Here is a 19,263-nt window from a genome sequence, read left to right on the forward strand (position 1 = left end):
TTATATGCTAGCGCAATCTTAAGCTTCTTCGATTTCTTCCAGCTTAGTTGAGCCGCCATGGTGGACCTCTCTGCGACGCTGAATCATGGCGTAGAAACCTGGTATTAAGAAGGTACCTACTAGCAATACACAGAGCAAGCCGCCAACCAGCGAAATGCCCAAAGAGTTTTGGCTTATATGGCCTGCGCCATTGGCCAGTACTAACGGGATCATGCCAAAGATAAATGACCACGAAGTCATGTTTACCGCCCTAAAACGCAGGGTGCCACCGGTTACCGCTGCTTGGTTAATCGGCATGTCGTTGTCTTCGCGCTGCATACGGGCAAATTCTACGATCAAAATGGCATTTTTAGCAGCGAGTGCTATCAGCAATACCAGGCCAATTTGCGCGTACAAGTTCATTGGCAAACCTGCCAACGTTAACGCAATAAACGAGCCTAAGGTTGCCACCGGCACTACCAGGATAATCGCTAACGGGATAGTCCAGCTTTCATATTGCGCTACCATAAACAAATAGATGAACAGCAATGCTAGGGCAAAGGCATAAATGGCCATGTTGCCTGCCTGAATTTCTTGGTAAGCCATACCGGTCCATTCATATTGATAACCGTTAGGCAGTTCTTCAGCGGCGATCCGCTCCATTGCGGCAATGGCATCACCCGAGGAATAACCTGGCGCAGGTTGGCCTTGCAATACCGCACTGCGATATAAGTTGTATCGCCAAGCTACGTCGGGGGCAAACTGTTGCTCAATGCTAACCAGGGTGCTTAACGGCACCATATCACCACTGCTACTGCGAACATGAAACTGGCCAAGGTTGTCCAAACGGCTGCGGTATTCATCCTCGGCTTGCATGGTTACGCGGAAGTTTTTGCCGTAGAGGGTAAAGTCGTTCACATACAAGGAGCCAAGGTTGGCCTGTAGGGTAGTGAACAAATCTCCTAGCGGCACGCCTAACTGTTTCGCCTTACTGCGGTCAATGTCTACATAAAAATGCGGCACATCGGCACGGAAGGTACTAAAGGCGCTGCCAATTTCAGGCGCAGCATTGGCTTTAATGGTGATGTCTTGCATCACTTGGGCTAAGTCGCTGCGCGAACGGCCTAAACCATCTTGCAATACAAACTCAAAGCCTGAAGCGGTTCCCATGCCTGGAACAGCGGGCGGACCAAAGGCGAAGATCATCGCATCTTGAATTCGCCCATAAGCTTGTTCATTGATCCGTTGGCTAATGGCAAAAGAGCTGTGATCGCCTTGCAAGGCGTTGCGCTCGTCCCAATGCTTTAACTTCACAAACATGGTTGCTGCGTTAGATTGAATAGCACCAGCGAGCAAACCGTAACCATTGGCTAAACTCACCGCTTCCACACCCGGCTCTTCAAGAATAATGTTATTCAAGCGTTGCGAGACTTCGGCCGTGCGGCTTAGCGAAGCAGAATCTGGCAGTTGCACGTTTACCAGCAGTACGCCTTTATCTTCTTGTGGCACAAAAGCTTTAGAAGTGTTGTGATTCATCCACGCTACCGCTGCAATGGCTAAGCAGAAGAATACTACTAGCGCAGCACTGCGCCTTACCAACATGCCTGCGGCTTGCCCATAACGGGTGGTGACTGCCACTAAGCCGCGATTAAATAGCGCGAACCAACGTGCTTGTTTTTGTTTGCCGCGCTTTAGTACCAACGAACAAATAGCCGGAGAAAGGGTTAAGGCGTTGATCGAGGAAATCACTACCGAGATACAAATAGTAATCGCGAATTGGCGATACATTACGCCAGTAATGCCCGGTAGCATGGCCACCGGTAAGAACACCGCCAGCAATACTAAGGTAGAGGAAACAATCGGCCCGGTAACTTCGCGCATGGCTTTTAAGGTGGCTTGACGCGGGTTGAGTTCTGGGTGTGCCGAGAGCTTACTGTCGACGTTTTCAATCACCAAAATAGCGTCGTCAACCACAATACCGATGGCCAGAATTAAGCCAAATAAGGTAATGGTATTAATGGTGAAGCCAGTGGCTAACATAATGGCAAAAGTACCAATCAATGATACTGGAATAGCTACTACTGGAATAAGCGTAGAGCGCCAGCTACCTAAGAACAGGTAGGTAACCAAAATTACCAACAAAATGGCCTCAATCAGGGTTTTAATTACCCCTTTCACCGACTCTTCCACAAATAGGGTGGTGTCGTAGGCAATTTCATAATCCATCTTTTCTGGCATATTGGCTTTGAGCTGGCCCATTAAAGCCATCACAGCTTCGCCACTTTCTAAAGCGTTAGCGCCGGTTTGCAGTGACAGGATTACCGATACCGAAGGTTGGTCTCTAAACTCACCAAATGCCGCATAGCCGCGCTTACCAAGCTCTACTCGCGCTACGTCTTTTAAATAGACTTTAGAGCCATCAGCGTTAGCTATTAGTAAAATGTTTTCAAAATCTTCTACGGTGTCTAAGCGCCCTTTAGTGAGCAAACTAAACTGCACATCGTTGTTAGCTTCGTAAGGTGGTGCGCCAATAGATCCCACAGCTACTTGCACGTTTTGTTCGGCTAAACTTGCGCGAATATCACTGGTGGTAAGATTAAGGTTGGCAAGCTTGAGTGGGTCTAACCACACTCGCATCGCGTATTCTGCTGAGCTAATAACCCGCACATCACTAATGCCTTTAACCCTTGCCAGTTGGTCTTCAATATTGAGTGTGACGTAGTTATTTAAGAAGGTATCGTCGTAGTGTCCGTCGGGCGAATAGAAGTTAAGTACCATTAGCAAATCGGGTGAGCGCTTGCGCACGGTGACACCCACTTGGCGTACTTCTGGCGGCAATTTTGATTCGATTTGGGTGACCCGGTTTTGCACATTAATTTGTGCCATGTCAGGGTCGGTACCAATATCAAAAGTCACCGTTAATGAATACGAGCCGTCGTTGGCGCTTTTGGAGTTCATGTACAACATGTCTTCCACACCGTTTACCGAGCTCTCGATAACTTCGGCAACGGCTTCCTCTACGGTTTCGGCGCTGGCACCGGTGTAGTAAGCAGAAACGCTAACCGAAGGCGGACTAATTTGAGGGTATTCGGCCACTGGCAAAACCATTAGGGCAATTGCCCCTGCCAATGACAGTAGAATTGAGATTACCAAAGCAAACTTTGGCCTTTGAATAAAAAAGCGACTAAGCATAGTGATTAATTACCTTATCCTTGCTGCTTTTCAACAACTTGCACTGGATGGCCGTGGCGCACACGCTGCAGGCCAGCAGTGATTACCTGCTCGTTACCTTGCAAACCCTTATGTATCACCACACCTTGTTCGAGCACTGGGCCAATGGTGACATTGCGACGTTCTGCCTTGTTGTCTTCACCCACTAACATGACAAATTCGCCCTCTAGGTCACTTTGAACAGCGCGACGAGGGATAACTGTAGCTTCAACTAAAGTGGTGCTAGTGAGTTCTACTTCAACATACTGGCCGGGTAATAGCTGTTGCTGAGGGTTATCAAATTGGGCGCTGATGTTGATGGTGCCGGTGTGTAAATCGATGCGGTTATCAATGAAGTCCAAACGACCTTGATTTAAGTAGTTGCGGCTGTCGCTAATAATCAGATTTACAATGGTGGAGTCGGTTTGAGCGCTAGAGTGAGCATCAACGTGATCAAGCCCCATAGCTAAACGCTCACGTTCAGAAACGCGAAAGCTGGCGCGAATGGGGTTTAAACTCACAAGGTTAGTTAAGGCGCCGCTGGTTATGGTGATTAAGTCACCCTTGCTCACCTTACTTTGGCCAATTCGACCATCAAAAGGGGCCACAATGTTGGTATGTTTTAAATCCACTAAGCTGGCACTCAGTAAGGCTTCAGCTGCTTCTAGCTGAGCTTCGGCAGACAGTTTTTCGGCGGTTAGGCGATCAAACTCAGAGCGGCTAATATTTTTTTTCGGCAGTAAACGTTCGCCGCGTTGCCAGTTTATTTCAGCATTGGTTAAGGCAGCGTTTGCTTTTGCTAGGGAAGCTTTGGCTTGTGCGACAGCAGCTTGATAGCGGGTTGAGTCAATTTCATAGAGCAGCTGACCACGTTTTACCATTTGGCCATCTTCAAAGTGGCGTTTGACTAGATAGCCACTCACCTGCGCTCTAATATCAACGTCTTGGTAGGCCTCAATACGGCCAACAAATTGCTGTGACGGCGCATATTTAAGGTTTTGTGCAGATTCGATATTAACTAAGCTGGCAGGTACCTGAGCAGCAGATTCGGTGGACGAGTTACAAGCGCTAAGAAGAACTAATGCTGCGCCTGCCAAAAGCCTGCGAAGATGGGTGGGAAACATGAAACTATCCTCAAACTATACAATGGTACGGAACAAATTGCCGAAAGAGTCGTGAACTCCCTGCATTGATATAGTTGGCGGATGCTAACTAGGACGCGATCCTTGCGAAACGCCTCTCTGACGCCATTATTTTAGTATTTACTAAAAATAAAATAGAGGCTAAATATACACGTATACTTAGCAAAGATACCCTCAGTAATACCGAGGTAAAGCTTCGGTTTTTGTCCGCCTGTTTGATTTTTGCTTGAGGTTAGGTGGAGGTTGCACTCATTCGCAACAGTGACTAGCTTGATTGTTAACTAAACACACTTTTATGGAATAGGATAAAGCTCGGCATTCGCCTTGGCTTTACGCTATGATCTAGCAAAATTTTAGCGCGTAGAGGGCATGATGGCACGCCAAATAACTTACAAATATAAACGTCAAACCAAAGTCATTAATTTTTCTTTTGACAAGTTTCATGATGCACATGAAGCAGTAGCTGCGGCTGAAGGTGTTGATATTTCTTCGTTTTTGCAAATGGAGAAACAGCTGGCTATGTCTACCAGAGATAAAGCTACCTTGAAAGAATACCGAGCAAAAGAGTTTCAGCGTTTGGGTTTTAGCGACATCCGCTTCTTAAAAGACGAAGAGAAAGAAGCTAAATAGTGATTTAGTGCTTGAAAGCGCTTTTCTATAAAGTGCCCCTATATTTAACATGGTTTTTTATTAAGCTAGCTTGATAAACAACAGGGAATGTTAAATATGTCTGAATCTACCCACTTCTTGGCGCTGGTTGATGAGCTTTCTGCGCTGGCACAAGTTGATGCTATTCTTTTGGCAGGCTCACGAGCTAGCGGCTTAGCAGATGATTACTCTGACTACGATGTGTATGTTTATTTAAATGCCCCCTTGGCCGCTGAAACACGCCATGAGTTAGTGGCAAAGCATTGCCAGTATCTTGAGTTGAATAATCAGTTTTGGGAAACCGAAGACGACGGCGTATTGCTCGATGGGATTGAGATTGAACTGATCTATCGTGATTTTGCCTTCTTGGAAAATGAGCTGCATCACTTAGTTGAGCGCCATCAAGCGAAAGTAGGCTATAGCACCTGCTTTTGGGCAAACCTTCTGGATTCAAAAATCCTTTATGACGCAAGCGGTCAAGCCAAGCGCTTACAACAACGTTTTAAAGTGACTTACCCCAGCGCACTGCAACAAGCGATAATAAACAAAAATGCGCCGTTGCTTATGCAGCAAATGCCAGCCTACTACTTCCAATTAGCCAAGGCCTTAAAACGTCAAGATAGCGTTAGCTTGAATCACCGTTGTGCAGAGTTTTTAGCCAGCTATTTTGACATTCTTTTTGCGATTAACGCACTGCCGCATCCCGGTGAGAAACGGATGCTAGAGTATGCTGAATTGCACTGCGATATTTGCCCAGACAAGCTGACTGAAAATGTAGAGCGTTTACTGGCCGAGGTAGGGCAAGTGGCAGACAGCTTATTAGATACTGTGAGTTTGTTAAGTGAAACCCTGCAGCAAGTAGTTACTACTCAAACATCCTTAACTTGGCCGGCTAAGCAATAGCAGATAAAGATAAACTACATTGATCCATCTCTATTGATTAATATGATAATTAATGTGAGAGTAGCGCTAACTTAAGCTGTAAAAACAAGGATGTATTAATGCCAATAGCTTATAAGGCTAAGTTCGGATTGCTTGCGCTAACACTATTTTCAGGCGCTTCTTTGGCTAGCCCTAATGTCGCCGTTCCCTATGTAGTCGGAGGCCAGGATGCGCCCAAAGGAGCCTATCCGTGGATGGCTCAACTTAAAGCGGGTAGCAGCCACTGTGGTGCTGTGTTAATTGATGAGCAATGGCTGTTAAGTGCTGCGCATTGTACTTTCGATCAATTTCAAGAAGGTCAGCATACTAAAGCCGAAGATATCATCGCGTTTATTGGTGAAGATGAGTTCAATTATTCTTATGAAGAAGGCTTGCCAGTGGCGGAGGTATGCCAACATCCAAATTACGTTGATTTTGATAGCACAGAAGAAGGCCAAGTTACTGGTGACTATGATCTAGTATTAATGCGTTTAACTAACGCTAGCTCCATTACGCCAATAGCAGTCAATCAAAGTGCTATTTTTGACCAATATAGCCCGGGTTTTGGTTTGCGAGTAATTGGCTATGGTCGAATAAACAACGATGCTGATAATCCCGAGTATCTTGATGAGCTTCAACAAGCCGATCTCTCTTTAACATCAGTTTCAGAGTGTAGCGACTTTTACGGAGCGGAATGGTTAACTGGGCAAATGTTTTGCGCGGATAGTGATATAGCCGATTCATGTTCAGGAGACAGTGGCGGCCCATTATTTATCGACGAAGGCACCCAGTATAAGCTGGCGGGCATTGTGAGCTGGGGGACACGCAGTTGTGCTAATGCGCCTGGGGTTTACGCAGATGTTGGTAAGTTGTCTGCTTGGATTAATCAAGTGATCCAAGCCAGCGAGACAGAGCGTACCGACCCAAGTTTGTGTTCTCAACTAGCCGCTGTTCCTCGACCTAGCTCTAGTGGAGGTGGAGCAGCAGGAGGCTTTATAGTGATTGCCTTATTAGCACTTTGCCGGTTCAGAAAAACCAAAAGTTAAACCTTTCAAATAGTTAATGCACAGAAACCTGTTTTAACTATTTGTTTAAAAATTCTTCATGCATAGGCGGGCGTTTTCTGATAGATTACGCCCGCATTTTTTAATGCCACTAACAAGCTGTCTCATGGAATGCTGTTAAACAGTTGAGAACGTCCACCCCAAGGATTGGGCCAGCAATTTGGACGAACATTTTTGCTTGTTAATGAGAATTTTATGCAAAGTATTTTTGCCGATATCGTTGGACTACTTGGTACTGCCTTAGTGGTAGGTTCGTTTTTTCTTTTACAGTTAGAGCGTTTAAACCCCAAACAACTTACCTATAACCTAATGAACTTAAGCGGTGCTATCTTACTGCTAATAAGTTTGTGCATTAATTTTAATCTAGCTAGCTTTGTAATTGAGCTATTTTGGATTGGTGCTTCAGTGGTAGGTATTGTTAAGTATTACAAACGAGAGCCTGCTGTCGCTCAAGCATAATCCTTTATGACTTAGCGGTGACCTTAAGAACTATCTGCTTTATTTTGCGGCGATAGTTCTTAATAAATCCTTAAAACCTTCTTTGCCTATTTGCAATTATCCCCCTTACATTTGCTCCAAATCATTGTGGTTTGAACCTGCCTATCACGTGACTTTAATTTTGACTGTTTAAGCGCTGGCATATAAGCAACGAAAAGTCGCCCCAATATGATAGCTGCCATCGTGGTTCTTAAATGGCGCTAAAGCCTGACGGTGAGCTTGGTCTAATGCCTGATGGCTAGTGTTTTCAACGGCCTTAGCTGCAACCCCAGAAGAGGCTAAGCCGCGCAAAGCAGTGTCTAAATCAGCGTATCGCCAGGGAGATTCAACGTCGAAGATTTCTATCGGTTTTAGTCCGGATTCAAGCGCAAATTCTCGCAACATTGTTTTGTTAGATAGGGCAAAAGGTCCCGGATCGCCTTTAGGAGGTGCTGGTAATAATGGTTTTAAAGCTGCCACTAGCGAGGCCGCTTGCATTCCTTCTGGCTCACCCCAGGTCATAATTAACACCGCAGCGCCAGGTTTAGCTACCCGTTTGGCTTCGCTCAAGGCGGCAATCGGATCCCCTGCATATTGAAAAGAATTAAAGCCGGTAATACAAGAAAAGCGACTATCTTCAAAGGGTAGCTTTTCGATATCAGATACATGAAATGATCCATTTGGTGAGCGCTGCTCGGCGATTTCTATTAATGCTTGAGAAGCATCAACGCCATGCACTTTGGCTCCTTGCTGATAGGCCAAGGCTGCCGCCATACCAGAGCCACACCCTACGTCTAGGTAACAGCTTGTCTCGTTAAGGTTCAGTTTTTCAAATGCGGCTAGATAAACTGGGCGACAGGTTTGCTCTTGAATATTGGCCCAATCTTGAGATGACAATCCCCATAGCCGCCCATTAGTCTTGCCGGTTGTTGTGTGTTGCTTGGGATTCATCTCAAGCTCCATTAGTTAGCCCGTTTAGACTTTAGTCTAGTGAGCCAGTCTTAAAGCCAGACAAGGCGATAAAAGGTAGAGGCTTGTGCAGCATTAGCTTTACAGCAAATGCTTTACGCGGTGTAGCTGATTGCTTATTGGGAAGGACGCTTAGGGCTGCTCGGTTATCAACATTGGGTGAGACCACCGCTACAAGTTTTAGATAATCGCGATAAGTTTGACGACTTTGGCTGCACAAATGAGCAAAAGCTTTGTATGCTAGAGCGACTAAAAACAAGGCTTTACTTATATGAATCAAATACATCCTCAATTAGCTCCAATTTGTGACTACCTTGAGCAGCAATTGCTGGGCAAGCCCAAAGCGGTGCGCTTGGCCTTGAGTTGTTTGTTGGCCTCTGGTCACTTGCTGATTGAAGATCTGCCTGGTGTGGGCAAAACCAGTTTAGCCAAGTGGCTTGCTGCAGGCTTTGGTTTAAGCTTTCAGCGAATTCAATTTACTAGCGATTTACTGCCAGCCGATATTATCGGAGTGTCGGTATTTGAGCCGCCTACTCAGCAGTTTAAGTTTCATCCTGGGCCTATTTTTCATCATTTGGTGTTGGCTGACGAGCTTAATCGCGCCAGCCCTAGAACCCAAAGTGCGCTGTTAGAAGCGATGGAAGAACAGCAGGTGAGTACCGACGGTGAAAGCTATTCTTTAAAGGCGCCGTTCTTTGTTATTGCTACGCAAAACCCGCGTGAACAACTTGGCACCTTCGACTTACCCGAGTCTCAATTAGATCGCTTTGCGATGCGCTTAAGCATCGGTTTTCCTGATTTAGATTCTGAAATGGCGATGCTTAAACGAGGCAAGCAAACCAGCCAATCTTTAGCGGCACTTTCTGTAGAGCAGCTGTTGAACTTACAACAACAAGTAAGTGAGCTGCATTGCAGTGATGCTTTGTTAGATTATTTATTGCGTTTAGTTCACTGCAGCCGAGTATTGGAAGGGGCAAGCCCACTGTCGCCACGTTGTAGTTTAACTTTGCTGGCTTGTGCCAAAGCCTGGGCCTTTGTTCACCATAAACAGCATGTCTCTCCAGAAGATGTACAAGCAGTATTTAGCGCGGTAAGCGCTCACCGCTTGGGCCGAGGAGATAGCGGTGAAGCCTATGCCAAACAAATTTTGGCTGAAGTAGATCCTTACAGTGATTTAACTTAGGCATGAAGTTCACACAGCTAGAGGCGTTTAAACAATGGAAAGGTATTCGCAGCGCCGCTTGGCTAGCTAAACGCGTACCTAGCAGCGGCAGTTTACGTTTAACTCGCAAAAACCTGTTTATTCTACCTACTCGCTTTGGCTGGGGCTTTTTAATCGCCTTAGTGGTGATGTTGATGATGGGCAGCAATTACCAAAACAACCTAATTATTGCCTTAGGCCTATGGTTGTTGGCGCTTTGGTTGGTGTGCTTGGTGTTATGCCATCAGAACTTATCAGGAAGTACTGTGAGTTTATTGCAGCGGCCTGAAGGGCAATGCGATAAACCGCTTCGTTTATTACTCAATATCGTTAACCACAAGCAGCCGCTGGCCTTGGCGGCCGAAATAAAAAGCTGGCCTGGCAAACAAGCCTCTGAACAGCTCGATGGTCAGTTAGCTTTAGATCTAGAAGTAAAGCAGCGCGGGCGCCAATTACTGCCTCGCATCAGCCTATCCAGTGTATTTCCTCTAGGCTTATTTAGATGTTGGACCGTGGCTGATTTTAATTGTGAATTGCTGGCTTACCCGGCGCCACTGGCTGGTTTTGCTTGCCCTTCTCAAGAGTGGGTAGAAGCCCATGATGTGGAGCGTGCTGCCAGTGATAGCCAGCTACAAAGTGAGTTTGCAGGTCTTAAGGCTTATCGCAGTGGCGAGCGTAAAAGTTTACTGGCTTGGAAGCAGTTTGCAGCTGGGCGGGGTTTACAGACTAAGGCATTTACCGGCAACCCCAGTATTGATTTACACCTTAATGATCGCCGGCACAGCGGTTTAAACTATGAACAAACTCTCTCGGTATTGGCTTTTTGGTTACGTCAGTTGGCCCAGCAACAGCAGAGCTTTAGTTTGCAAGTAGGTGCCGAGCAACTGGCTAGCGGCAGTGGTCATCAGCAACTAAAAGCGGGTCTACGCTTGCTTGCAGAGGCGCCGAGCATTGATGAATAATCTCAACAGTTCGCATATTCGTACGTCTTTGTTGTGCTACTCAGCAACAGCCCTGTTATTGCTGCAACATGTGCCTTGGCTGCTATTGCTTGTGGGTTTAGCTGCGGGTTGGTGGCGATTGCGGGTGATGCAAGGCTTAGCCACTTTACCTAAACCGCGCTGGGTAAAACTCACCTTAGTGCTGCTTATTGGCTTGGTGCTTTGGTTGGCTCGCTCCTTTGAGCTGTTTGATAAGCTGGTGAGCCTAGTCATGCTAGGCTACAGCTTAAAGTATATTGAGCTGCACAAGCGGCGTGATGTGGAAATGTTTAGCCTAACTGGCTTATTTTTGGTGGCATTTTCATTGGTTTTTTCTAGCCAACCTTTGGCGGCATTATTGGCCGCGCTGGTGGCATTTTTACACTTACTACTTTTGCTTAGCTTGGATGTGAAAGTAAGCTTTAACTGGGCTAAGCGATTGAGTTTATGGTTATTGGCTATTGCTCCCTTAGCTATCGCGCTGTTTATTGTGGCGCCACGCTTAGCGCCCTTGTGGAAAATGCCTACTCCAAGTAGTGCACAAACGGGCTTGTCGGATGTGGTTCGCCCTGGTGACATTAGCCAGTTGATTCGCTCAGATAAGTTGGTTTTTCGAGCGGAGTTTAGTCGCGCGCCAGAGCGTGATGAGCTTTATTGGCGAGCCATGGTCTTAGATGAGTTTGATGGTGAGCAATGGACGCGCAGCCAGATAGCTCAACAAAAACAAGCGCCCAATGGCTCAAGTGCTATCAACCAGTATCAACTCTTGTTGGAACCAGCTAATCAGGCCTGGCTAGCAACTTTAAATCCTAGCCAAGTTCGTGGTGGTGGAGCTAACTATATGGCCGATGGTAGCTGGCAGCGAGAAGGTGAAAGCTTTCCCCGACAAATCTTAAATTTTAGTCAATTAGAGTCGCTTGCTAGTCCCACTATTCCGCCGGCCTATTTGCACTTTCTCACCCGTCTACCTGAAGGCGTTACACCAAATGTTAGCGAGTTGAGTGAGCAATTGCGTTTAGGTTTAAGCCCTCGTGCACCTAATTACCCGCAGCAAGTCATGGCGCGGGTACAGCAATGGTTTTTGAGTCAGCAGTTTAGTTATACCCTTAGCCCGCCTGCTTACCCAGGGCTGCTAGGGGTAGAGCGCTTTTTGTTAGAACAGCAAAGTGGTTTTTGTGTTCACTATGCGCAAAGCGTGGTGATACTGGCGCGTTTGCAGGGCATCCCAGCTCGCATGGTAACCGGCTTTTTAGGCGGAGAATGGGAGCAACAAGATAGCCTGTTAGCGGTACGTAACTACGATGCTCATGCTTGGATGGAGTATTGGGATGGTGAGCGTTGGGTGCGGCTTGACCCCACCGCGTGGATCGCACCCGACCGGGTAGAAAATAACCTTCAGCAAAGCCAAGCTACTGCAGAGCAATGGCAAAGTATGAGCGCCTGGAGTCAAAAAATTTGGTACACCCAAGGTTTTAATCAAATGCGCTTATGGCTTGCTCAAGCTGATTATTGGTGGGCTAAGTGGGTGCTTAATTTTGACCACAAACGACAGCTAAATTTGTTTTCGCAATTGCTGGCATGGTTGCCGGGCAGCTCTTTGCTAATGTTAACTGCGGGAATGATTTTGCTGGGTTTATTCGCGACTGTTTTACTCATGGCTAAACCTTGGCAATGGCGCCTGCCGAATAAACAAGTTGTCGCGCTTAAATGGCAGTGTTGGCTATTAGCAAGGCGGGGCGTAGTTCGTGACAAAGGTGAAAGCTTCAGTCACTTTTTAAAACGGGTAGAGCAGCAAGCTCCGCAGCGAGCATTAGCCCTAGCACAAGCCATTAATAGCTATAACCAAAAGCGCTACCAGCCTTAAGGCTCTAGGCTAAGCTCAAACAAGCTACAGGCGATTGTGATTCGCTTAAGCTTTTGATGCTTTGCCACCCCTTGGCTTTTCTTTAAAAATCAGGGTTTATTCACCAGTACTTTTCAACAAATTCAGTGAGTTTTCTTAAAAATCGCTAACTTATTTGTCTTTTTGTGTGAGCTAACCAGATTATTAACTGCGCTGCTCGTAAAGTGAGCGACACTAAAAGCTCAGGCAAAAGGAGAAGTTTATGGATTGGATCGAGTGGTTTGGTTACTTGGCGTCGGTGGTGGTGGCCATTTCGTTAACCATGAGTTCTATTGTAAAACTGCGTTGGTTAAACATGGTGGGTGCAGCGCTGTTTTCAACTTATGGATTTATTATTGGCGCAATGCCGGTTGCCTTGTTAAATCTATTTATCGTATTTGCCAATGTTTATTACCTGCAGGGTATTTACCGCAGCAAGGACCAGTTCAAATTAGTGGCAGTGGAAGCTAGCAGCCCTTTGCTTGGTTTTTGGATTGAGCACTATCAAACGGATATCGAGAAGTACTTCCCGCAGTTTTCAACAGATAGTTTATTGGGGCAGGGCTGTTATATGCTCATGCGCAATAGTGAGCCTGCAGGCATTTTGGTGGGCAAGCAGCAGCTGCATGAGTTTGAAATAAAGCTCGACTATGTGTTCCCAGCTTATCGCGACTTTAAAACTGGCGACTACCTTTACCATAGCTCAGGTTTCTTTGAGGCCTTGGGTGTTAAACAGCTAATTAGTTATACCGCAGTAGCGAGCCATCAACAGTACTTAGTGAAAATGGGCTTCAAACCTTCGGGCGATAATGCAGCACTATACCAATATAAACTTGCTTAGCGCTAAGGCAGCAGAATAGCGCAACATGCTGTTAATTTTATGCTAGTGTGAGTTTTTGATTTGCCTTTAGGTAACTGTAATATGCGTTTGAAATTGCTGCCGTTTTTGTTTCTGCCTTTGCTATTTGCTTGCGTTCCTGTCGAGCAAGCCCGTGCTCCTGAAACCCGCTCAACGACCGTTGTTACCGGTGATGTTGAGTATCTAAACAGCTCCAGTGGCCGATATGCTTGGCACCCAAGCCTTGGTAAAGCTCACTTGGGAAAAAGCGAAAATGAAAGCTTACTTTTAAGTGAATTACGCAAAAACATAGCAAAAGTAATGGCAGAAAAGGGTTACCAACAAGTGTCTTTGCAGCAACAGCCGGACTTTTTGATTGGCGTTGGCGCAGCACTTGAATCGCAAATGAGCGACCAGCAAATTCTCGAACGTGCCGGTATGAAGGCTGGAATGTCTAGTGACTCGCTAGACCCCGAGTTATACCAAAAAGGGTCGATTATGGTAGCGCTATTTCAAACTGAAGAGGGCGGCCCGTTTTGGCGTGCACTTGGTCAAGGAATGGCTCCAACCGAGTTAGCGCTTAGCGAGAGAAAACAGCGTATCGAACACGCTATTACCCGTTTGTTGCAATATATTCCTCAGCGATAATTATTGTTGAGTTATATTGCCTGAGCGAGTTTACCAAGGGAGGGCGTAATGGCCGGGAACAAACCAAGTAGTTTTAGCGTAAAACAAGCGGCAGAGCTGGCGGGTATAAGCAGTGACACCCTGCGCTTTTATGAGAAAAAAGGTCTACTGTTTACGATTAATCGCTCTCCTAGTGGCCATCGGCGTTTTAGTTCGCAAAACATAGAGTGGCTGCGTTTTATTGTTTGTTTGAAGTCTACCGGCATGTCGCTTGATGCGATTAAACAGTACCGCGATATGCTGGATGCAGGGCCAAGTACCGAGCAACAACGTTTGCAGCTGTTGCTCGATCATAAACAGCAAACCGAGCAACAAATAGCCTGCCTAAACAGTAATCTAGAGCACGTAAAGCGAAAGATTGAGCACTATCAAACTGGCCGTGAACTGAGTATTAAGCTTAAGTCGCTTTAAACCGACTCGATCAAGGCTATATCTTGTTCGTCCAACTTAAGGTTAGCGCCTTTTATTACGCCATCTGCTTGCTCAGGGCTGCGCATGCCAACAATAGCGCCAGTTATTGCTGGGTGCTTTAGGGTCCAAGCGATGGCTACTTCAGCTGCCGACACTTGATGTCTTTCTGCTACTTGCTGCAGCGCGGCAACAATTTTTAAGTTATGACTGAGTTTTGGCTCGTTGAAATAATCGGCCTTTTTACGCCAATCATCATCACCCATTGCAGCTATGCGTTCGGCAGTCATTTTCCCAGTCAGTAAACCAGAGCCCATTGGCGAGTAACAAATCACGCCAGCATTGTGTTGTTGGCAATAAGGCAATAACTCGGCCTCACAATCTCTGTTAATTAAGCTGTAAGGTGGTTGCATACAATTAATTGGAGCGATTTTCTGTAGTCTTTGCATTTGCTCAACCGAGTGGTTAGATACCCCCAAATAGCGGATTTTTCCTTGTTGCTTAAGTTCTGCCATTGCTTGCCAGGCTTCTTCAATATCCTCAGCAGGGGTGGGCCAGTGAATTTGATATAGGTCGATGGTTTCTACTTGTAAACGCTTTAAGCTATTTTCTACTTCCTTTTTAACGCTGGCTGCTTTCAAACAAGGTTCTATGTTGCTTTTTGCATCCCAGTTAAAACCACATTTACTAAAAATAAGTGGTTTTTGAGCTAATCCTTTAATCGCTTTGCCAACCACTTCTTCACTGTGACCAAGGCCATAGACAGGCGCAGTATCAATCCAGTTTATGCCTAAAGACAAGGCATGTTGAATGGTAGCGATGGAGTCTTCGTCTTGTTGTGCTCCCCAGCCCCATTGCCACTTCCCGCCCATTGCCCAAGCGCCTAATCCAATGCGAGTAATCTCTAGATCGCTGTTGCCTAACCGTGCCAATTCCATGCTGACTCCTTAAAAGCCTTGTTGAGTGCTAAGTTAACAAGTAATGTAGGCAGAGTGTAAATCTTGGAGTTAACTCCAAGTCAAGTGCAAAAAGCAAGATCTGAAAAACCGCTCTAGCCAATGAAATTTCAACACATTCGGCTAGGATTAAACTAAGCCCTAAACTTATTGAAAAAGAGGGCCTTATTTAGGTGAATCGGATTTGGCTTGCAACCTTGTGCTGACTACACTGAGGCGACAAATAAGCAATAAAAAAGAAGCAGGAACCTTTATGTTAAAACAATACCCAATTACTGATTTGCACCGCCACTTAGATGGCACCATTCGCGCAGATACTATTTTAGAATTGGGCCGAAAATTTAACGTAAATTTGCCTGCAAATACCTTAGAAGCACTTATCCCCCATGTGCAAATTACTAAGCAAGAACCTAATTTAGTCGCTTTTCTTTCTAAACTAGATTGGGGGGTGAATGTACTGGGTGATTACGATGCATGTGCCCGAGTAGCCGAAGAAAACGTGGAAGACTTGGTTAAGGCACAGATTGATTATGCAGAGCTGCGTTTTAGCCCTGGCTACATGGCAATGAGCCATAAGCTCAAGCCTGAAGGTGTAGTAGAAGCGGTTATCGAAGGTGTGCGTCGCGGCATGCAAAAGCATGATGTGCAAGTTAACTTGATAGGCATAATGAGCCGTACCTTTGGCCAGCAAAGTTGTAGTGACGAGCTAGCAGCTTGCATGGCATTTCGCGATCAAATTGTGGCAGTAGATTTGGCCGGCGATGAGCTAGGCTATCCGGGGAATTTGTTTGTAGAACAATTTTCTCGTGCTCGTGATGCTGGCTTTGCGATTACCGTTCATGCCGGTGAAGCGGCTGGCCCAGTGAGTGTATGGCAGGCAATTCGTGAACTTGGCGCTACCCGCATTGGTCACGGCGTTAAAATTGCCGAAGATCCAGAGTTAATGGAGTATGTGGCAAAACACAAAATAGGCGTAGAGTCGTGTTTGTCTTCTAACTTCCAAACCAATACCACCCCCGATTTAAGCCAACATCCGCTTAAGCGCTTTTTAGAGCATGGCATTCGAGCCAGCTTAAATACCGACGATCCTGGTGTATCGGCGATAGATTTACCCGACGAATATCGAATTGCTCGTGAGCAATTAGGCTTTGGCGATGAGCAAATTGCCAAGTTGCAAAGCAACGGTTTGAAAATGGCATTTATTAGCGAGAGTGCTCGCCAGGCCTTGCGCGAGAAAGCCTCGAAACGCTAAATTGAATAAAACAACAAGCCCGCAATAGCGCGGGCTTTTTTATGGACGGCGCACACCCAAACTTATTTGTGGGCCGGGGCAATCCATTACTGCTGCTATACAGCGGATCATTTCATTTTCTAGTACCGTGAGCTGTTTATCTAGACAGACACAAGCAACCAAGGCACGCAGAATGCGTTGTTTTATTTGCGGGTAAGCATTGGCTAGTTTTTTAACCGCGGGGCCAAAATGTTCCACTTGGCACTGTTCTTTTGGCAATAAACCAATGGTATATAAACCGATGCTATTAGCGCCAATACCAAAGGCTCGTTGGATGTCTTTATCCTCTTCATGACCAAAGTAAGCCAAGCTGGATAACACCACCGAAAAGGGCGCTGCAATCTCAGGAATAGCACTGAAGATAGGTCTACTACGTTCTACCTTTTCAAATTGATGCGACAAGTAGTGTTTGACCAAGTGATACAAACACCATTCATACATATCTACTTGTTGGTCGGCTTTTATTAAGCTGCGAAGGTTGTCCATAAAGCGTTGATACTGCTTAGCAGACATGCACTTTAAGGCGGGGAATGATAACTCAAGTAGCGGCAGGCGGTAGCTTTTGTCCACCGATACTATCCACTGCCAGGCCTTTAGCGTTTCTTCAATTCTTGATGACTTACTAAGATTATCTTTAATATCGTCTAACTGCTTGTTTCGCTGCGCCTCTTCATCGCTGAGTAGCAAGGCGTAAACCACACTAATTACACCACAAGGGTCGTGAGCTAAGCTCAGCAAGCCATCGGGAAGGTGAGCCAGCTCGCCGCTCACCGTTACGGTGTTTTCCGATAAACTAAATTCAGCCTTTTCTGATTTGTTTTCTAAGGCATCAATGGCTGCCTCTGCAGCGGCAGCCACAAATACGGTTTTTTTGAGTTGTTCCTGGCGGTGTTGATTAGCTTTCTGTTGGCTGGTTTTGCTGTAAATCGGCTTAGCGACTTTCTTAATATCTCGTTTAATTAGAGCGCCATCCCAGCGTGGAAGAATGCGCTTTATTCGAGATTTAATCGCTGGGTGAGTGGCAAAAAAACTGCCTAAGCGGCGGGCGTCGCCAATAAACATGTGGCTGGCTTCTTGGCTAAGAGGAGTGCGTAACCCCGAGCCTGCATCATAACCGCCAATGATTTTTAAGGCGTCAGCTATACCATCAGGGTTGCGGGTAAATTGCACCGCCGATGCATCAGCGAGGTATTCACGCTGACGGCTAATTGCCGCTTTAATCATGTTGGCGAAAAACATGCCTATCCAACCTAGAGCAAGTAAACCTATTCCTGCCGCTGCTACGCGTACATCATTACTTTTTGTACGACTGGATGAGCTGCCACTGTAACGTTGAGTGTGTAAAAGAAACTCCCCAAGATTAGCAACAAACACAATGCCACTAAGTAAGGCTATTAAGCGCACGTTCAAACGCATATCACCGTTTAGTATGTGGCTAAACTCGTGAGCAACTACGCCTTGTAACTGGTCTCTGTTTAACTGTTCTAGCGCTCCTTGGGTAATACCTATCACCGCATCGGCTGGAGTATGCCCAGCTGCAAAGGCATTAATGCCAATTTCATCTTTGAGCAAATAAACCGAAGGAACCGGCATGCCAGAGGCAAGCGCCATCTCTTCTACTACGTTTAATATTTGTTGCTGTTCGGGATTTTGGCTATTAGGCAGAATACGCTGGCCGCCAAGAGATTCGGCGATTCTTCTGCCGCCATCTTTTAGCTGAAACCATTTAAAGGCAATAGCAAAGATAATGATGCTGGTCATTACCAAGCTAACAAATACCAAAATGTCGGCAGAAAAGAAGCTTCGATTATCTGGCAGATCTAATGGGCTAGTTGATTCAAACATCCACAAACAAGCGGCAATTAGTATATTGCTCAGCCCGATAAGAATGATCACCGCAATCACAAACAATAAAACTAACCATTTAGTGTTACGACGCGCATGGTCTTGTTCGGCAAAAAAGTTCATTGGGCTACCCGGTGCTTAAAAAGACACTTTTGGGGCACTTTGAATTTCTGCACTGTCGGCAAACTCAAGTAGGCTTGCATCTTTTTTATGGCCAAATTGGGCAGCAAAAAACACAGGTGGGAAAGATTGACGGTATTCGTTGTACTCGGTGACTGAATCATTAAAAGCTTGGCGAGCAAAGGCAACCCGATTTTCGGTGGTGGTGAGCTCTTCGCTTACTTGCATCATGTTGTCGCTGGCTTTTAAGTCGGGGTAATTTTCCATCACGATGTTCATTTTGCTCATTGCACCTTGCAATAAACCTTCAGCGCTGGCCAGTTTGCTAAGGGTTGCGCCGGTAGGATCGCTAGCAGCGGCACGCAGCAGCGCAGAGGCATCGTTTCGGGCACTAATTACTGCTTCTAGGGTGTCTTTTTCATGAGCCATGTAAGCTTTGGCTGTTTCAACTAAATTGGGAATAAGATCGTAACGACGCTTTAATTGCACCTCTATCTGGGCAAAGGCGTTCTGATAACGGTTACGTAAACTCACCAAGCGATTGTAGATACCTACAATATAAAAAATTACCGCTGCAATGATTACCAAAATAACAATTAGTGATACATCCATCTGCCCAAGTTCCTTTATTTATTAAATACTTAA

18 protein-coding genes are annotated in these 19,263 nt (G+C 46.0%); 11 read left to right on the top strand and 7 right to left on the bottom strand.

Features of this window, described 5'->3' with window-relative positions; genetic code table 11:
* Positions 1–18: 18 nt before the first annotated feature.
* Positions 19–3,171 (bottom strand): efflux RND transporter permease subunit, encoded by a 3,153-nt coding sequence (locus tag G6R11_RS05400; protein WP_163132070.1) that lies wholly within the window; start codon positions 3,169–3,171, stop codon positions 19–21.
* A 14-nt stretch (positions 3,172–3,185) separates the two neighbouring features.
* Complete coding sequence (locus G6R11_RS05405) at positions 3,186–4,313, bottom strand: efflux RND transporter periplasmic adaptor subunit (protein ID WP_163132071.1); 1,128 nt, start codon at positions 4,311–4,313, stop codon at positions 3,186–3,188.
* 390 nt (positions 4,314–4,703) lie between these two features.
* Here G6R11_RS05405 and G6R11_RS05410 point away from each other — a divergent pair, with 390 nt between their 5' ends.
* The 4 genes from G6R11_RS05410 (at position 4,704) to G6R11_RS05425 (ending at position 7,423) form a co-directional block, all read left to right on the top strand.
* Positions 4,704–4,961: a DUF2960 domain-containing protein gene (locus tag G6R11_RS05410; protein WP_163132072.1), complete on the top strand. Its 258-nt coding sequence runs from the start codon at positions 4,704–4,706 to the stop codon at positions 4,959–4,961.
* A gap of 96 nt (positions 4,962–5,057) precedes the next feature.
* A complete protein-coding gene (locus tag G6R11_RS05415) occupies positions 5,058–5,882 on the top strand; it encodes a DUF4037 domain-containing protein (RefSeq protein WP_163132073.1) in 825 nt (274 codons plus the stop codon).
* 98 nt (positions 5,883–5,980) lie between these two features.
* Entirely contained in the window at positions 5,981–6,946 is a 966-nt protein-coding gene (locus tag G6R11_RS05420) for a trypsin-like serine protease (RefSeq protein ID WP_163132074.1), read from the top strand.
* Between the two features lie 213 nt (positions 6,947–7,159).
* On the top strand, positions 7,160–7,423 hold the full coding sequence (locus G6R11_RS05425; RefSeq protein ID WP_163132075.1) for a hypothetical protein: 264 nt from the start codon (positions 7,160–7,162) through the stop codon (positions 7,421–7,423).
* A gap of 168 nt (positions 7,424–7,591) precedes the next feature.
* On the opposite strand, the gene G6R11_RS05430 is transcribed toward G6R11_RS05425, so the two are convergent.
* Together G6R11_RS05430 and G6R11_RS05435 are read right to left on the bottom strand one after the other, a co-directional pair.
* On the bottom strand, positions 7,592–8,392 hold the full coding sequence (locus tag G6R11_RS05430; protein WP_163132076.1) for a class I SAM-dependent methyltransferase: 801 nt from the start codon (positions 8,390–8,392) through the stop codon (positions 7,592–7,594).
* Positions 8,393–8,423: 31 nt separating this feature from the next.
* The gene (locus G6R11_RS05435) at positions 8,424–8,696 is read right to left on the bottom strand and encodes a hypothetical protein (RefSeq protein ID WP_163132077.1); all 273 of its coding nucleotides are present in this window, start codon (positions 8,694–8,696) and stop codon (positions 8,424–8,426) included.
* Between G6R11_RS05435 and G6R11_RS05440 the strand changes: the two genes are divergently transcribed.
* The 6 genes from G6R11_RS05440 (at position 8,682) to G6R11_RS05465 (ending at position 14,409) form a co-directional block, all read left to right on the top strand.
* Positions 8,682–9,593 carry a MoxR family ATPase gene (locus G6R11_RS05440; RefSeq protein WP_163132078.1) on the top strand — a complete coding sequence of 304 codons (912 nt, stop codon included), beginning with the start codon at positions 8,682–8,684 and terminating at the stop codon, positions 9,591–9,593. The two genes, G6R11_RS05435 and G6R11_RS05440, sit on opposite strands and share 15 nt — an antisense overlap.
* 2 nt (positions 9,594–9,595) lie before the next feature.
* Entirely contained in the window at positions 9,596–10,573 is a 978-nt protein-coding gene (locus G6R11_RS05445; RefSeq protein WP_163132079.1) for a DUF58 domain-containing protein, read from the top strand.
* On the top strand, positions 10,566–12,455 hold the full coding sequence (locus G6R11_RS05450; RefSeq protein ID WP_163132080.1) for a DUF3488 and transglutaminase-like domain-containing protein: 1,890 nt from the start codon (positions 10,566–10,568) through the stop codon (positions 12,453–12,455). The genes G6R11_RS05445 and G6R11_RS05450 overlap by 8 nt, the downstream gene beginning before the upstream one ends.
* A 241-nt stretch (positions 12,456–12,696) precedes the next feature.
* Positions 12,697–13,314, top strand: coding sequence for a hypothetical protein (locus G6R11_RS05455; RefSeq protein ID WP_152780122.1), 618 nt, complete (start codon positions 12,697–12,699; stop codon positions 13,312–13,314).
* Between the two features lie 81 nt (positions 13,315–13,395).
* On the top strand, positions 13,396–13,959 hold the full coding sequence (locus G6R11_RS05460) for a DUF4136 domain-containing protein (protein ID WP_163132081.1): 564 nt from the start codon (positions 13,396–13,398) through the stop codon (positions 13,957–13,959).
* A gap of 48 nt (positions 13,960–14,007) precedes the next feature.
* On the top strand, positions 14,008–14,409 hold the full coding sequence (locus G6R11_RS05465) for a MerR family transcriptional regulator (RefSeq protein ID WP_163132082.1): 402 nt from the start codon (positions 14,008–14,010) through the stop codon (positions 14,407–14,409).
* Here the strand turns inward: G6R11_RS05465 and G6R11_RS05470 are convergent.
* Positions 14,406–15,344, bottom strand: a complete 939-nt coding sequence (locus tag G6R11_RS05470; RefSeq protein WP_163132083.1) for an aldo/keto reductase — start codon at positions 15,342–15,344, stop codon at positions 14,406–14,408. The genes G6R11_RS05465 and G6R11_RS05470 overlap by 4 nt on opposite strands.
* Positions 15,345–15,615: 271 nt before the next feature.
* Between G6R11_RS05470 and add the strand changes: the two genes are divergently transcribed.
* Complete coding sequence (gene add / locus G6R11_RS05475; protein ID WP_163132084.1) at positions 15,616–16,614, top strand: adenosine deaminase; 999 nt, start codon at positions 15,616–15,618, stop codon at positions 16,612–16,614.
* 39 nt (positions 16,615–16,653) lie between these two features.
* Here the strand turns inward: add and G6R11_RS05480 are convergent, their stop codons facing one another.
* Both G6R11_RS05480 and G6R11_RS05485 read right to left on the bottom strand, forming a co-directional pair.
* Positions 16,654–18,621, bottom strand: a complete 1,968-nt coding sequence (locus G6R11_RS05480; RefSeq protein WP_163132085.1) for a M48 family metallopeptidase — start codon at positions 18,619–18,621, stop codon at positions 16,654–16,656.
* A 15-nt stretch (positions 18,622–18,636) separates the two neighbouring features.
* A complete protein-coding gene (locus G6R11_RS05485) occupies positions 18,637–19,230 on the bottom strand; it encodes a LemA family protein (protein ID WP_163132086.1) in 594 nt (197 codons plus the stop codon).
* Between the last annotated feature and the right edge of the window lie 33 nt (positions 19,231–19,263).

It is taken from the genome of Agarivorans sp. Alg241-V36 (assembly GCF_900537085.1).
Lineage (GTDB): Bacteria > Pseudomonadota > Gammaproteobacteria > Enterobacterales > Celerinatantimonadaceae > Agarivorans.